At 66.7% G+C, this 14,151-nt stretch carries 14 protein-coding genes; 11 read left to right on the top strand and 3 right to left on the bottom strand.

Annotation, left to right across the window (positions count from 1 at the left end):
• The first annotated feature begins 58 nt into the window (after positions 1-58).
• From C5E10_RS07265 to C5E10_RS07215, 11 genes are all read left to right on the top strand, one after another.
• A complete protein-coding gene (locus C5E10_RS07265) occupies positions 59-622 on the top strand; it encodes a hypothetical protein (protein WP_104331070.1) in 564 nt (187 codons plus the stop codon).
• A 114-nt stretch (positions 623-736) separates the two neighbouring features.
• Complete coding sequence (locus C5E10_RS07260) at positions 737-2,143, top strand: FAD-dependent oxidoreductase (RefSeq protein ID WP_104331069.1); 1,407 nt, start codon at positions 737-739, stop codon at positions 2,141-2,143.
• A gap of 9 nt (positions 2,144-2,152) precedes the next feature.
• Positions 2,153-2,512, top strand: a complete 360-nt coding sequence (locus C5E10_RS07255) for a hypothetical protein (protein WP_104241063.1) — start codon at positions 2,153-2,155, stop codon at positions 2,510-2,512.
• An 85-nt stretch (positions 2,513-2,597) separates the two neighbouring features.
• Complete coding sequence (locus tag C5E10_RS07250; protein WP_104331068.1) at positions 2,598-2,849, top strand: helix-turn-helix transcriptional regulator; 252 nt, start codon at positions 2,598-2,600, stop codon at positions 2,847-2,849.
• Positions 2,849-4,102, top strand: a complete 1,254-nt coding sequence (locus tag C5E10_RS07245) for a type II toxin-antitoxin system HipA family toxin (RefSeq protein ID WP_104331067.1) — start codon at positions 2,849-2,851, stop codon at positions 4,100-4,102. Before C5E10_RS07250 ends, C5E10_RS07245 begins: the two co-directional genes overlap by 1 nt.
• Positions 4,103-4,210: 108 nt before the next feature.
• Complete coding sequence (locus tag C5E10_RS07240; RefSeq protein ID WP_146080191.1) at positions 4,211-6,049, top strand: adenosylhomocysteinase; 1,839 nt, start codon at positions 4,211-4,213, stop codon at positions 6,047-6,049.
• On the top strand, positions 6,046-7,392 hold the full coding sequence (locus C5E10_RS07235; protein WP_258071033.1) for an amidohydrolase family protein: 1,347 nt from the start codon (positions 6,046-6,048) through the stop codon (positions 7,390-7,392). The genes C5E10_RS07240 and C5E10_RS07235 overlap by 4 nt, the downstream gene beginning before the upstream one ends.
• The gene (locus tag C5E10_RS07230) at positions 7,385-7,909 is read left to right on the top strand and encodes a cupin domain-containing protein (protein ID WP_258071032.1); all 525 of its coding nucleotides are present in this window, start codon (positions 7,385-7,387) and stop codon (positions 7,907-7,909) included. The genes C5E10_RS07235 and C5E10_RS07230 overlap by 8 nt, the downstream gene beginning before the upstream one ends.
• 84 nt (positions 7,910-7,993) lie before the next feature.
• Positions 7,994-8,839, top strand: coding sequence for an ABC transporter substrate-binding protein (locus C5E10_RS07225; protein WP_104331065.1), 846 nt, complete (start codon positions 7,994-7,996; stop codon positions 8,837-8,839).
• Between the two features lie 3 nt (positions 8,840-8,842).
• The gene (locus C5E10_RS07220) at positions 8,843-9,742 is read left to right on the top strand and encodes an amino acid ABC transporter permease (protein ID WP_374953490.1); all 900 of its coding nucleotides are present in this window, start codon (positions 8,843-8,845) and stop codon (positions 9,740-9,742) included.
• Positions 9,739-10,554: an amino acid ABC transporter ATP-binding protein gene (locus C5E10_RS07215; protein WP_104331064.1), complete on the top strand. Its 816-nt coding sequence runs from the start codon at positions 9,739-9,741 to the stop codon at positions 10,552-10,554. The genes C5E10_RS07220 and C5E10_RS07215 overlap by 4 nt, the downstream gene beginning before the upstream one ends.
• A gap of 503 nt (positions 10,555-11,057) precedes the next feature.
• Here C5E10_RS07215 and C5E10_RS07210 read toward each other — a convergent pair.
• The 3 genes from C5E10_RS07210 to C5E10_RS07200 all read right to left on the bottom strand — a co-directional run bounded on the left by C5E10_RS07210 (position 11,058) and on the right by C5E10_RS07200 (position 14,140).
• Positions 11,058-11,804 carry a carbohydrate ABC transporter permease gene (locus C5E10_RS07210; protein ID WP_181062683.1) on the bottom strand — a complete coding sequence of 249 codons (747 nt, stop codon included), beginning with the start codon at positions 11,802-11,804 and terminating at the stop codon, positions 11,058-11,060.
• A 102-nt stretch (positions 11,805-11,906) separates the two neighbouring features.
• Complete coding sequence (locus tag C5E10_RS07205) at positions 11,907-12,881, bottom strand: carbohydrate ABC transporter permease (RefSeq protein ID WP_146080190.1); 975 nt, start codon at positions 12,879-12,881, stop codon at positions 11,907-11,909.
• Complete coding sequence (locus C5E10_RS07200; RefSeq protein ID WP_104331061.1) at positions 12,878-14,140, bottom strand: ABC transporter substrate-binding protein; 1,263 nt, start codon at positions 14,138-14,140, stop codon at positions 12,878-12,880. Before C5E10_RS07200 ends, C5E10_RS07205 begins: the two co-directional genes overlap by 4 nt.
• Between the last annotated feature and the right edge of the window lie 11 nt (positions 14,141-14,151).

Genomic DNA, 14,151 nt, shown 5'->3' with positions numbered 1-14,151 from the left:
TGACCTGGCGTTCACGGAGCGCGCTTGACACCCCGCTTCGGGTCTAGCATCAGCCCTCATGGACTTCTTCCCGATCTTCGCCGTCGCCGCACTCTTCGCCGTGCTCGGGGTGTGGCAGGCCGGTTGGCCGGCGGCTGCCGCATCGACGGGCCAGCGGTGGATGTTCCGCGACCGCGAGCCGAACTGGAGCGACGCGTACCTCGGCTACATCAGGTTCGGCGGCGTCGTGTTCTGCCTGCTGGCGATTGCGGCCACGATCTTCGGGGGCACGCTCGTCTTCCGTTCGACGCTGGCTGAGCGGTGCGAGACCGAGCTGAAGCCGGCGCTGGATGCGACCCGCAGCCAGGAGGGCTGGACTGCGTCCTCCATGCAGGCGTTCGCCGACGAGCACGAGCTGACGCTGAAGACGGACACCGAGAAGCTGGAGCTCCCCGAGCTGCCCGACTACGGCGCGGTCTACGGACTCGACACGGAGGCACCCGCAAAGCCGACCCCGCTCGTCACGACGACGTACACGTTCTCGACGATGGGGACAGCCATCGTCGCCGCTTCGGTTCAGACCGGCGGTTACGACTCATCGAGCACCGACCTCGAAGAGGACAGCGCCGTCTGCATGCCCTGAGCGGCGCATCCGCTTCGCCAACGGCGGCGACGAGAACACGACTTGTTAACCTGGTGGTCAGTACAGCGTCATACGTAACTCGACCAGACATACAGAACCAGGGAACAACAGAACATGAGAATTGCGATCATCGGTGCGGGCCCGAGCGGCATGGCACAGCTTCGAGCGTTCGAGTCGGCGGCAGAGCAGGGGCGGGAGATCCCTGAGATCGTCTGCTTCGAGAAGCAAGCGGATTGGGGCGGCCAGTGGAACTACACGTGGATGACCGGCCTGGACGAGCACGGCGAGCCCGTCCACTCGAGCATGTATCGCAACCTCTGGTCGAACGGCCCGAAGGAGGCGCTCGAGTTCGCTGACTACAGCTTCGACGAGCACTTCGGCCGCCCCATCTCCTCGTACCCGCCGCGACCGGCGCTGTGGGATTACATCTCGGGCCGCGTCGAGCGCGCAGGGGTGCGCAAGCACGTGCGCTTCAACACGGTTGTGCGCTGGGTCGACTTCGACGAGGCGACGCAGCAGTTCACGCTCGTGAGCGAGGACCTGGAGTCGAAGAAGACGAGCCGTGAGGTGTTCGACCGCATCGTCGTGGGATCCGGACACTTCTCGTTCCCGAAGATGCCGACGTTCGAGGGCCTCGAGACGTTCCCCGGCCAGGTGAGCCACGCGCACGAGTTCCGCGGCGCCGAGAACCTGCGGGGCAAGGACGTGCTGGTCATCGGCTCGAGCTATTCGGCGGAGGACATCGGCAGCCAGGCCCACAAGATGGGTGCGAGCTCGGTGACCGCGAGCTACCGGACGGCGCCGATGGGCTACGACTGGCCGCTCGGCTTCGAGGAGCGCCCGCTCGTGACGCGGTTCGACGGCTCGACCGCGCACTTCGCGGACGGCACGGAGAAGGACTTCGACGCGGTTGTCCTCTGCACGGGCTACCTGCACAAGTACCCGTTCCTGCCGAGCGAGCTGGCGCTCGACTCCCCCAACAACGTGTACCCGGAGGGCCTCTACAAGGGTGTGGTGTGGGAGCAGAACCCGCACCTCTTCTACCTGGGCGCGCAGGACCAGTGGTTCACGTTCAACATGTTCGACGCGCAGGCCTGGTTCGTGCGCGACGTGATCCTGGGCGACGTCGTGCTGCCGAGCGTGGATGCGCGCCGGGCCGACATCGAGGCGTGGCTCGAGCGCTTCCACGCGATCGGTGGGGCCGCGGATGAGATCCGCTTCCAGGCCGACTACGTGCGTGACCTCATCGAGGCCACCGACTACCCCATGTTCGACCTCGATGAGGTCGTGGAGATCTTCCTCGAGTGGAAGCACGACAAGGCGGAGGACATCATGGGGTACCGCGACCGCGCCTACCGTTCCGTGATGACGGGCACGATCGCATCCACGCACCACACGAAGTGGGTGGATGAACTCGACGACAGCCTGGCCAGGTACCTCGCTCCGCTGCCGGCAGCGAACACGGCCGCGAACCCTGCCGAGGACCCGGCCGCGGACTCCGCCGGCGCGCCTGCGCTCTAGGCTGGCGGGATGAAGCTCAGCCGACATGATGCAGCGATCCGCCTCGACATCCCTCTGGAGATGGCGAAGCGGAACGGCCTGCCCCCGTACATCGCCGAGGAGGCGTTGGCCGAGCTGGACGCGAACCCGCCGGCGTGGCTGGCGCAGTCGCGGGCGAACCGCACGGGCAAGCGCCCGGTGTGGGCGACGCTGACGTGCGAGGTGTGCGGGACGGTGGAGAAGGTGCGGCCCAAGAAGTGGTGGCCGGAGTTCACGTATGTGTCGTGCGACAACCATGATCTCGACGAGTTGCCGGAGCCTGCCGCCGGAACGACCCGGGAGTTCTCGTATGGCATCGGGACTCGCTTCACGGGGGTCGTCGACGCGTAGGCGTATCGGATTATCCAGATAGGCGACTTCCATCTGAATATTCAGATACTCGAGTAGTATCTGAATATTCAAATGGGAGTTCATCATGGTTGCTCGTGCTCGACTGCATGCGCCTGCCGATTTCGGCTTGGCGGTGCAGCAGGCGCGCCTCGAAGCAGGTCTGAGCCAGGCTGAGCTCGCCGAGCGTCTGCAGCTGTCGCAGAGTGCGGTGAGCGAGATCGAGAGCGGGAAGACGACGATCTACCTGCGGAGACTGTTCGATCTGATGCACGAGCTGGATATCGAGTTGTCTGCGAGCTGGGAGCAGCGAGCCGACGAGCCGACCGGGCCGCGCTGATGCGCTTGGCGGTGGAGCTCTACGGCGTCGTCGTCGGGGACCTCGAGGGCGATGACTCTCGGTCGTTCGACTTCGTTGCGTCCACGGCCGGCATCGCCGAGTTTGGAACAAACAGCAGCATTCTCGGGGTCGAGCTCCCGCTGGTCGCTCGCCAGACCCGGGCGAAGGCGGGCAGACGTCGAAACTGGTTCGCAGAGCTCTTACCGGAGGGCGATCAGTACGAGTACCTGCGGACTCAGGCGGGCCTTCGTCCCGGAGATGTCTTGGGGTTCCTCGCTCGCTATGGGCGCGACGTGGCGGGTGCGGTGCAGCTCTGGGATGTGGACGATCCGACGGAGCCTCGTGCGCCTGGCACGAGTCCGGTCGACGACAGCCAGATTCGGGCACTCCCTGAGAACCCGCTGTCCGCATCACTTGGGAACCTCGCCGAGGTCGGCAAATCGTCACTGGCAGGCGTGCAGCCCAAGATCGTGTTGGCCGCGACAGCATCGGCGATGGGCGGGGCGCAGTGGAGCCAGGCTTTCGGTGGCTACCCGTCGACGCACATCCTGAAGCCGAGGCTGTCGGCGAACCCGACGGTGATCTTCGACGAGGAGTACGGTGCGCGACTGGCGCGGCGGCTTGGGCTTGCATCCTTCTCGACGACGGTCGCCGAATTCGATGGCTTGCCGGCGCTTGTTGTCGAGAGGTTCGACCGGGTCGATGGGGCGCGCATCCACCAGGAGGATTTCAGCCAGGTTCTCGGAGCGTCGGGCAATCAGAAGTACCAGGAGCTGGGCGGCGTCACGAGTTTGAAGCGTGTCGCCCAGGCGCTGCGTGGCCAGTCGCGTTCGAACGATCTGGTCCTGCTGGCGCGGGTGCTCGTGCTCAGCGTCGCCGTCGGCAACCTGGACTTGCACACCAAGAACCTTGGGCTGCTGCACCCCGTCAACGGTCGCACGCGTCTGGCCCCCGCGTACGACGTGGTGCCGCAAGCTCATCAGGCTGGGGTGGATGGTCGACTCGCGTTGGCTGTGAACGGTCGCTACGAGCATCACCTGATGGAGCGTTCGGATGTCGTGTCCGAGCTCACGTCATGGGGACTCCGCGGTGCAGAGCGACTTGTCAACGAGACGCTCGATGAGATTCTGGCCGCAGTCGCTACTGAGCAGCCCATTGAGGGCTCGTACCCGAACTTGACCGCGCAGATCCGGACCTTTACGGAACGATTGCGCGCGGGGAAAGCGGTCGGCCACCCTCTGCCCGTCGAGTAGCCTGCCGTCGCCGCGCGGAGAAGTCGAGCTGGTGCCGGCGATAACGGGCTGTGACGAAATCCCGCAGTGTGCTCCGAGTCGGTCGCACACTGTCTCTAGACTTGCGCCGTGAATGACGCGTCCTTGACTGCCGAGCGGCTTGTGCGCGCCTTCGCTGCCGCCACGAACCTGGTGGTCGCCGGGCAGCGCATCCACGTCGCTGGTGCGGGCGAGCTGGCCGGCGCGCTCCGCAGCCTGCTGCGTGCGCTCGGCGGGGTCTCGAGCGAGCCCGACCGGGCCGATTACGTCTTCCTGACCGCCGGCGACGACAGGCCGTCGCAAGCTGCTGCCGCGACGGACGGTCTGCCGTTCCGCGACGGGGCGATCGTGGTCGACGCGAGCGACGACGGGGCTCTTGCAACCGCACTGGAGGCACGCGGCCTCGCAGAGCTCGCGACGCGGCCGCCCTCGCGCCGCTACCGCCTCGCCGACGGCCGCGGCCTCGACATGCTTCGGCTCGACCCCGCGACTCTGGGCCGAGACCCGTTCACTGCGCGACTCGACTTCACTCGCCGACGGGCCGAGGCGCTCGAACCTGGCTCCGACGCGGCCGCCCGTGACGCCGACTTGCGCCTCGACTGGGCTCGCCGTTTCATGCCAGCCTCGTCGAGGGTGGCCGCGTCGCTCGCGGCAGAGGGGGCGCTGCGGGGGCGTCGCTTCGGGGTGAGCATGGTGCTCGAGCCGAAGACGGCCGTGCTCTCGCTGCTGCTCGCCGAGGCCGGGGCGCAGGTGTCGCTCTACGCGCACAGCGACGAGACCGACGACGCCGTCGCCGATGCTCTCAGGGCTCGCGGGTTCGCCGTCCACGCCGGTTCTGGCGCGGACGCCGACGGGCAGCTCGCGAACGCACGCGCCTATCTCGCCGAGGGGCACGAGTTCCTGCTCGACGACGGCTCGCACCTCATCCGCCTCGCGGCCCACGACGGTGTCGAGCTGCTCGGCGCTGCCGAGGAGACCACAAGCGGCCTCCGCCCGCTGCACGCCATGGGCGATGCGCTGCGCATCCCCGTGCTCGCCGTCAATGACGCCCGCGTCAAGACCCGCTTCGACAACCGGTACGGCACGGGCCAGTCGTGCGTGTTCGCGATCGCCGACCTCCTCGATCAGCTCGGCAGGGGCTTCGCGGATGCACGGGTCGCGGTGGTCGGGTTCGGTCCGGTCGGGGTGGGGGTCGCGCAGCACGCGTCGGCGCTTGGGGCGGTGGTCACGGTGTGCGAGCTCGACCCGGTGCGGGCGCTCGAGGCGCGGTACGCCGGCTACGACACGGCGCCCCTCGAGGACACGGTGGGCACCGCCCACGTCGTCATCTCCGCGACCGGTGAGCCGCAGACGATCACCGCCGCCCACCTGCGCACGGCGGGCCCCGGCACGGCGTTCGCCGTCGCGGGCGGCGTGCTCGACGAGATCGCGCTCGGCGACGCGCAGTCGCTGGGTGCGCGTCTGGAATCGCGGGCGTGGAAGGTCGACGCGGTGCTCTGGCCCGGGGCCGAGCACGGCGACCGGGCCGGTGACGACGCGGCGTCCGCGGCTGCGTCCGGCTCCGGCTCCGGCTCAGACTCCCCGGCACTTGTCCTCGATCGTGGCGGCTGCATCAACATCACCGCCGCGGAGGGCAACCCGGTGCAGATCATGGACCTCTCGTTCGCGGCGCAGCTCACGGCCGCCGGCATGCTGGCGCGCTGCGATGTGCGGGAGCCGGGCGTGCATCCGCTGCCCCCAAGCGCCGACGAGGTCATCGCGGCCGGGATCCTCGGTGCCGACGTCGGGCAGAGAAGTCCGGAACTCGCGGAGGCCGAGCCCGAGTTCGAAACCCGCCCCGAGCCGACGGCCCGGAACCGGCGCAGGAGCCAGACCGAGGGCGAGAGCCAGAAGCCCGCCTGGCACCCCACCAGATTCCCGAACGCATGACTGGAGCGCCCGTGCAGAACGCAGCGACGACCTCGGCGAACGACGTCATGGTCTATACGGCGACGCTGGTCATTCCGATCACCGCGCCACCGATCCTGGGCGGCGCGGTCGCGGTGCGCGGCGGCAAGATCGTGCATGTCGGCGAGCGGGCCTGGGTGACGGAGTCGCTCGCCGAGCGGGGCGTCGTGGCGCGGGAGGTGCACCACGACGGCATCCTGATGCCGGGGCTTGTCAACGCGCACTCGCACCTGCAGTACACCGGCATGGCCGCGGTCGGTCAACGCCAGTACAACGGCTTCGAGGATTGGGCCGAGGCCTTCAACCGCGACTACGTGCTCCCCCACGACTGGTACGCCGACGCCATGGCGGGCGCGCAGAGCCTGCTTCGCGCGGGCACGACCAGCGTCGCCGATATCGTCACCGACCCGACGGCGATCCCCGTGCTGCACGAGTCTGGACTGCACGGCATCACCTACTGGGAGGTGATGAGCTGGACCAACGAGGACTGGCAGGAGCGGGGCCGTCAGCTCATCGTGGAGGAGCTCGATCGCATCCCCACCACGCCCGGCGCCGGTCTTTCCCCGCACGCGCCGTATTCGCTCGACGCGATTCCCCTGCTCGATATCCCCGACATCGTGCGCCAGCGCGGGCTGCGCACGCACCTGCACCTGGGCGAGGCCGCGTTCGAGGGCGAGCGCGATGGCAGCGGCGTCGACGGCGAGCCATGGCAGATGGTGAAGCTCGAGAGCTTCCGGGCGATGCGCTCGGCGGGCTTCGGGATGAGCGCGACCGAGTTCGTCGACCAGCTCGGCGTGCTGGGCCCCGACTGCCACGTCGCGCACGGCGTGTACATGACGGCATCTGACCGGGCGCTGCTGCGCAAGCGCGGCACGAGCGTCGCCCTGTGCCCGCGGTCGAACGAGGTCATCGGCCTCGATGCGCCCCCGGTCGCCGAGTACCTCGTGGAGGGCAGCCCGATCGCGATCGGCACTGACTCGCTGTCGTCGAGCCCGTCGCTCGACCTCATGCACGACGTCGCGACGCTTGTCGAGGTGGCGCGCTCGCAGGGGTATCGGGGCGACGACCTGCACGAGCGGATCCTGTCGGCGGCGACGCTCGGCGGGGCGCACGCGCTGGGCCTCGACCTCGGTCCTGACCGCACCGGGTACCTCGCCGTGGGGGCGCGCGCCGACCTGGCGTTCTTCGACGTGCCCGTGGTGTCGGTGGCTGACGGTATCGTCGCGCTCGCCGAGGCAGGGGCAGGCCGGGCGTCCGCGACCATGATCGGCGGCGAGCTCGTCTGGGCCGCCGACAACACTGAACTGGAGGCTTCACGTGGCTGAGCAGGGAAACGCAGAGCAGCAGCAAGGCGAGACGCAGGCGCCTGCAGCCGAAGGGTCAGCTGCGCAGGGGCGCCAGGATGCGGATGCGCGCGACCCGTCCGCCGTGCCCGCGCGCGCCAGGGAGCTGGGCCTCGAGCCGCACCCCGAGGGCGGCTGGTATCGCCGCACGTGGACATCGGGCGACCGCCTGCAGACCCCGAACGGCGAGCGGCCCGCGGCCACGCTCATCCACTTCCTGCTCCCGCCTGGCGAGTCGTCGGCCTGGCACCTCGTGACGAGCGACGAGATCTGGATGTGGCACGGCCCAGGCTCGCTCGAGCTGCAGCTCGGCGGCAACGGGTCGGCGCCGGATGCCCGCGAACCCGTCACGCTCGACCTTCGGCACGCACAGGCGCTTGTCCCCGCCGGGCACTGGCAGCGCACGCTGCCGGGCGAGGAGGAGGTGCTCGTGAGCTGCCTCGTCTCCCCCGGTTTCAGCTTCGACGATTTCACGCTGGTCGACGATCACGAGGCGTGAGCCTGCCTTGCCCGCAACCAGGCGTAATGGGCGCGTGCCTGCGTGCGCCTTCCCCTATCTTCAGCAGTGAACGAAAGGCTTGTCATGACTCTCTCCTCCCGCATCCGCAAGGGCGCTGCTGCCGCTGGCGTCATCGCCGCGCTGTTCGCGCTTTCCGCGTGCTCCGGCACGTCCACGACTGAGCCGGCTGCCGAGGGTGACGGGCTGCAGACGCTCACGCCGGGCAAGCTGACGATCGCGACGGGCGAGCCGGCGTACTACCCGTGGGTCATCGACAACGCGCCGGAGACGGGCGAGGGCTTCGAGGCCGCCGTCGCGCTGGCGGTTGCCGAGGAGCTGGGGTACGCGCCGGAGGATGTGGAGTGGGTGCGCACCACCTTCGACAGCGCCGTCGCGCCGGGGCCGAAGGACTTCGATCTGAACCTGCAGCAGTTCACGATCTCCGAGGAGCGGAAGAACGCCGTCGACTTCTCGTCGCCGTACTACACGACGACGCAGGCGATCATCACGACCGAGGGGTCGAGCGTCGCCGGTGCTGCGTCGATCGCCGATTTCGCGGACGCCAAGGTGGGTGTGGCCGCGGCATCGACGAGCTACTCGGTCGCGAAGGATGCGCTCGGCAAGGATCCCGAGGTCTTCAACTCGAACGAGGACACCGTGCTGGCGCTGAAGAGCGGCCAGATCGATGCGCTGGTCACCGACCTGCCGACGGCGTTCTACCTCACCGGGGTGGAGCTCGAGGATGGCAAGATCATCGGCCAGTTCGACTCGACCGAGGGTGGCGACGAGTTCGGCATCGTGCTGCCGAAGGACTCTGCGCTGACGGCGCCGGTCACGGCCGCCGTGGATGCGCTGCGTGACAACGGCAAGCTCGGCGAGCTCGAGACCGAGTGGCTCGAGACGTCGGTTGACGTTCCGACGCTGAAGTAGCCCGTGTCGCAGGTCCCTCCTCCAACCGCCGACGTGTCGGCGAGCGCCGCGGCCGCGGAGCCTTGGTCGCCGAGTGCGATCGAGCTCGAGCGGCGCGCGTTCCGCCGACGTCAGTCGCAGCGTTCGGTGCTGGTGGCGCTCGTCTCGACGCTCGCGTTCGCGGTCATCGTCTGGGCGACGCTCATCAACACGCCTGGCTGGGCGGCGGTGTCGAAGACGTTCTTCGATCTGGACTACGCGATCGAGGTGCTGCCGACGGTGCTCGAGGGCCTGTGGTTGAACATCCGCGTGCTGGCCGTCGCCGTGGTGGGGGTGGCGATCTTCGCGACGCTGCTGGCGGTCATCCGCACGCTTCGCGGTCCGGTCTTCTTCCCGTTGCGTGCCGTCGCGACCGTGTACACGGACCTGTTCCGGGGCATGCCGATCATCATCGTGCTCTACCTGGTGGGCATCGGCGTTCCGGCGCTGGGCATCTTCCCTCGCGTGGATGCGGCCGTCTGGGGCACCCTCGCGCTTGTGCTCGTCTACTCGGCGTATGTCGCCGAGGTGCTTCGGGCGGGTATGGAGTCGGTGCATCCGACGCAGCGCGTGGCCGCGCGTTCGCTTGGCCTCTCGCACGCTGCCACGCTGCGCCTGGTGGTGATGCCGCAGGGTGTGCGGAAGGTGACGCCGGCTCTCATGAACGACTTCATCTCCATGCAGAAGGACGTCGGCCTCATCTCGATCCTGGGTGCGGTGGATGCGGTTCGGGCGGCGCAGATCGAGACGGCGCTCACCTACAACTACACGCCGTACGTGGTCGCGGGTCTGCTGTTCGTGCTGATCAGCCTGCCGATGATCCGTCTCACGGATTGGTACACGGCCCGGGCGCAGAAGCGTGAGCAGATCGGGGGCACGGTATGAGCGACGTGTACGCATACGACGACGAGCCCGCCGCCGCGGGCACCGCTGCATCCGCTGGCACCGCGGGCGATCTGAAGCCGGTCCTGGAGGTTCGGGGCGTGCACAAGCAGTTCGGTGACGTGCAGGTGCTGCGCGGCATCGATCTTTCCGTGCTGCCGCATCAGGTGATCGTGCTGGTGGGGTCGAGCGGTTCGGGCAAGTCGACGCTGCTGAAGACGATCAACCTGATCGAGCGGGTCGATGACGGGCAGATCTTCCTCGATGGCGAGGACATCTCCGACCCGCGCGCGAACGGGGACGCGGTGCGGAGCCGCATCGGCGTGGTGTTCCAGCATTTCAACCTGTTCCCGCACATGACGGTGCTCGACAACGTGACGCTCGCTGCCAGGAAGGTGCACAAGACGCCGCGGGCTGAGGCGGCGGCGCGGGGCACGGCCATCCTCGAGCGCGTGGGCCTGGGTGCGCATGCGACGAGTTACCCGGATCGCCTGTCGGGTGGTCAGCAGCAGCGGGTTGCGATCGCCCGGGCCATCATGACGGAGCCGAAGGTCCTGCTTTTGGACGAGATCACGAGCGCGCTCGACCCGCAGTTGGTGGGTGAGGTGCTGGATGTGGTGCTCGAGTTGAAGGAGCAGGGCGCCACGATCCTGATGGCGACGCACGAGATGAGCTTCGCGCGCCGCGTCGCCGACCAGATCGTGTTCCTCAAGGACGGTGTGCTCATCGAACGCGCCGCGCCCGAGCAGTTCTTCACGAGCCCGCAGCGGCCCGAGACGGTGGAGTTCCTGTCGCGGGTGAACCTCGGGGCGTAAGTAGTAGATCGGGAGAGTCTTGGCGCTCGATTGTCCGAAAGCTAGCTATGGCAACTCGCACCGACGCAGCGGAGCTGTTCGATGGCTCGAAGACCGCGTTGGAAGATGTCGCAATCGATCTCGCCTGTGATGTGGTCACGGCTCAGGACGTAGATCGGCATAGCAGCACCGCCCCACGATCCCTTTCGGTGGGCTTCCGTCGAGGAGGTCAACGACCTGGAGTGGGGCGGACCAGACGTTCCCGCTGTCGCAGCACAGCTTGGACGCTTTCACTCATCACGGTTCCGGCCCCTGCTCCCGAGCGCCACCCGAATCGACGAGTGCCCGCGTGCACCCGCAGCTTCATCGAAAGTGCGACCCGATCCTCCTGCCCACAATGCCGTTCCTACGCTGGCCGACGTGCCCATACCCGCGCCAAACTTTGCGGGAAGCGTCCGTGCGTGAAAACACATCTGGGCACGTCGCCTCCGTCACCGTCAGCGTCACATAAGTTGCGAACCCATCTACCCCTTGACGGCTCCGGCTGTCATACCTTTCGCGAGGAAGGGTTCGAGGAAGAGAAAGAGAATGACCATCGGGATTGTCGACAGAAGCCCAGTTGCCATGAGGCCCGACCAGTCGACGCTGAACTCGCCGATGAATGAAGCGATACCGACTGTGATGGTCCATCCGTCAGGGTTTGACATCAATGTGCGCGCGAACAAGAAGTCCCCCCAGGTCAGGATAGCGGCGTAGGTGAATGTTGCGGCGATGCCGGGCAGGAGCACTGGAAGGACGACGAGCCGGAGCGCTTCGAGCCTCGAGCATCCGTCGATCATGGCAGCCTGCTCGATTTCAACCGGGACCGAATCGATAAAGCCCTTCATGAGCCAAGTCGTGAATGGCACCGTCGCCGCGATATTCACGAGGATGACCGACCACAAGTTGTTGATGAGATGTGTCGTGGCGAACACCATGAACAACGGGATAATAAGCAGGGTGCCCGGCAGCACCCGGCTCACGAGGAGGCTGAACCCCATCGCCTGCTGCCCTCGCGTGCGGAATCGCGACAGACTGTATCCGCCCAGCGTGCTCACGACGGTGGACACGACGGCGGCGCCGAGCGTCGACAGCGCGGAGTTCCCGAGCCACGTCAAGATCGGGCGGCCCGTGATGACCTCCGTATACGCGTCGAACGAGACCTCGTCCAACGCAGGGAAAAGTGGCGGGTTCTCCGTCAGGAGACTCCGAGACGGCACGAGGGACGTCATGACCATCCAGTAGATGGGAAACAGAAGGATCCCGCTCGCGACGAGAGCGATCGCAAGCAGCCCGTATCGCTGAGGGCGTGAAAGTTGACGCATGCTGCGTTCCTAACTCTGAGTGCGCAGCGAGCGCATGAAGAATGCGAGCACTGCCGTAGCGATGAGCATCGTGATGACCCCAAGGGCCGCAGCGAGCCCGAGCTGGAAGTACTGAAATGCTTCGTTGTAGATGCGGATCGCCAGCGTCTGCGTGGCGTTGTTCGGCCCGCCTCCGGTCAGCGGGTAGATGAAATCGAACTCCCGGAAGATGCCGATAGCCGTGATGACGATGGAAAGCGCCGACGCAGTGCGCACGGCAGGCCAAGTGACGTAGCGAAATTGCTGCCTGGACTTCGCACCATCGAGTTGGGCAGCCTCGTACAGCTCTCCCGGCACGCTCTGCAGCGCGGCCAGCAATACGAGAGTGAAGAACGGGTAGTACTTCCAGACAGTCGGAATGATAACCGCCAGCATTGCCGAATCCGGGTCGGCCAACCAGGCAATGTTCTCCTGAATGATGCCCAGATTGCGGAGGATGGCGTTCACGATGCCGTACGACGCATCCAGCATCCATGCGAATGCGGCGCTGACTGCGATGCCGGGCACGGCCCACGGCAGCAGCACGAGCGGCCGGAAGATCCTGCGCCCCGGGAAACTGCGATTCAACAAGAGCGCCAATGCGAGTCCGATGAGGAACGCCGGGATGAGCACTCCAAGCGTGTAGACGACGGACCGTCCGAGGTCGCCGAGCAGTTGAGGATCGGTAAGGATCTGCACGTAATTGTCGAACGTCAACGGCAAGGAGCCGACATCGTCCAACGACTGCACGCGACCGCCCCTGAACGACAGGTCGATGGCGACATAGAACGGGTACGCCATAAGCAGGCCAACCACGACCAGCGTTGGCGTCAGCGTCGAGTAGGCAAACAGTCCATCCCGTCGACGAGTCGGAGAAGCCTGCCGACCAGTCTTCGTCGCGGGTCGCGACCGCGGTTGTCGGTCAGGCGCTACGTTCACGCTCTCCCGTTCGCGCACATCAGTCACGAGCCGCTCCCGAATTCGCGCACCAACTGTTCCTGCAGGGAAGCTGCGACCTCAGGCGTGGGTGTGTCTGTGGTCGTGAGCGTGATGGCCGCCTCCGACACGATCTGACTGAGCCTCGTGAACTCTTCACGCTGCTGCGCATCCTGCGGGTAGATGCTCACTGCCTCATCCGCGAGCTCCTGGAAGAGTTCCAACTCCGGCCGATCGGTTAGGGCTTCTTCGGTGATCGAACCAGCGCGCGGTGCAGGCACCGCCGCGAGCTCCGTGTAGCGTTCCTGCCACTCAGCGCTCGACGCGAGCTCGATGAACTCCCACGCCGCCTGCTCGGTCCGCTCATCCAAGCCCGTCGGCAAGTGGATACTGTTGCTCACCCCGCCTGGGATCGTCTCGAATGGCGCAGCCGCCGTCTTCAGCGAACCAGCGACACTCTCTGCGGCTCCGTCGAGCTCTGCAACAAAAAAGGGCCCGTCCAACAGCATCGCGATGTTGCCGTTCAGAAACAGCTCGTTGCGCTGCTGCGTCTGGATACCCGCCGGTGCCTGCGCCAGCGCGGCCCTATACTGCTCCATTCCGGCGATAGCCTCAGGAGTGTCGACCGTAAACACGCTCCCGTCTGCGAGCGCACCTCCGTTGCCGGTGATGAACGACATCAGCTCGGTGTAGTTGTCTGGACTCTGCTGGGTTGTTGCACCGAATCCGTAGACGCCGTTGCCAGTTATCGCTTCCGCGGCGGCGACAACCTCTTCGCCCGTAGTCGGTACGGGTATTCCGGACTGCTCCAAGAGATCCGCGTTGTAGTAGAGCGTGTAGCCATAGCCCAGGAGCAGCACTCCGTACGACTTGTCTTCCCACTCCATCTCCGTTTGCAGCGGCGTCCACGTCTCCGGTATATCGGTGCCGTCAAGGTGCGCATCCAACGGAGCGAGCCAACCCCGGCTCGCGAACTCAGACGCGTTGCGCGCAGGCAGGTGCACGATCTCCGGTTGGTCGTTCGCGGCGAACCGAGTCGTCAACTGGTCAACGTAGCTGCCGAACGGGACCTGGTAGAAGTCGATATCAACGTCGGAGTGTTGGGCTTCGTATTCGGCGATCACCTCGCTCCACCAAGCGCCGAATGCAGGGTCTTCGGCCTGCCAGCTCGGGAACTCCAGGGTGATCGGCCCCGTGGCATCCGGGGTGTCACCGGAGCCGCAGGCGGTCAGTCCGAGAACGGTGATCGCTGTGAGGGAGAGGATGCTGTTTCTTCGGGTTCGTTGCATGCTGCGACACT

This window comes from Pseudoclavibacter sp. RFBG4 (assembly GCF_002931515.1).
Classification (GTDB): domain Bacteria; phylum Actinomycetota; class Actinomycetes; order Actinomycetales; family Microbacteriaceae; genus Pseudoclavibacter.
The sequence above is the reverse complement of the archived record's forward strand: the minus strand, read 5'-3'. Positions and strand labels throughout refer to the sequence as shown.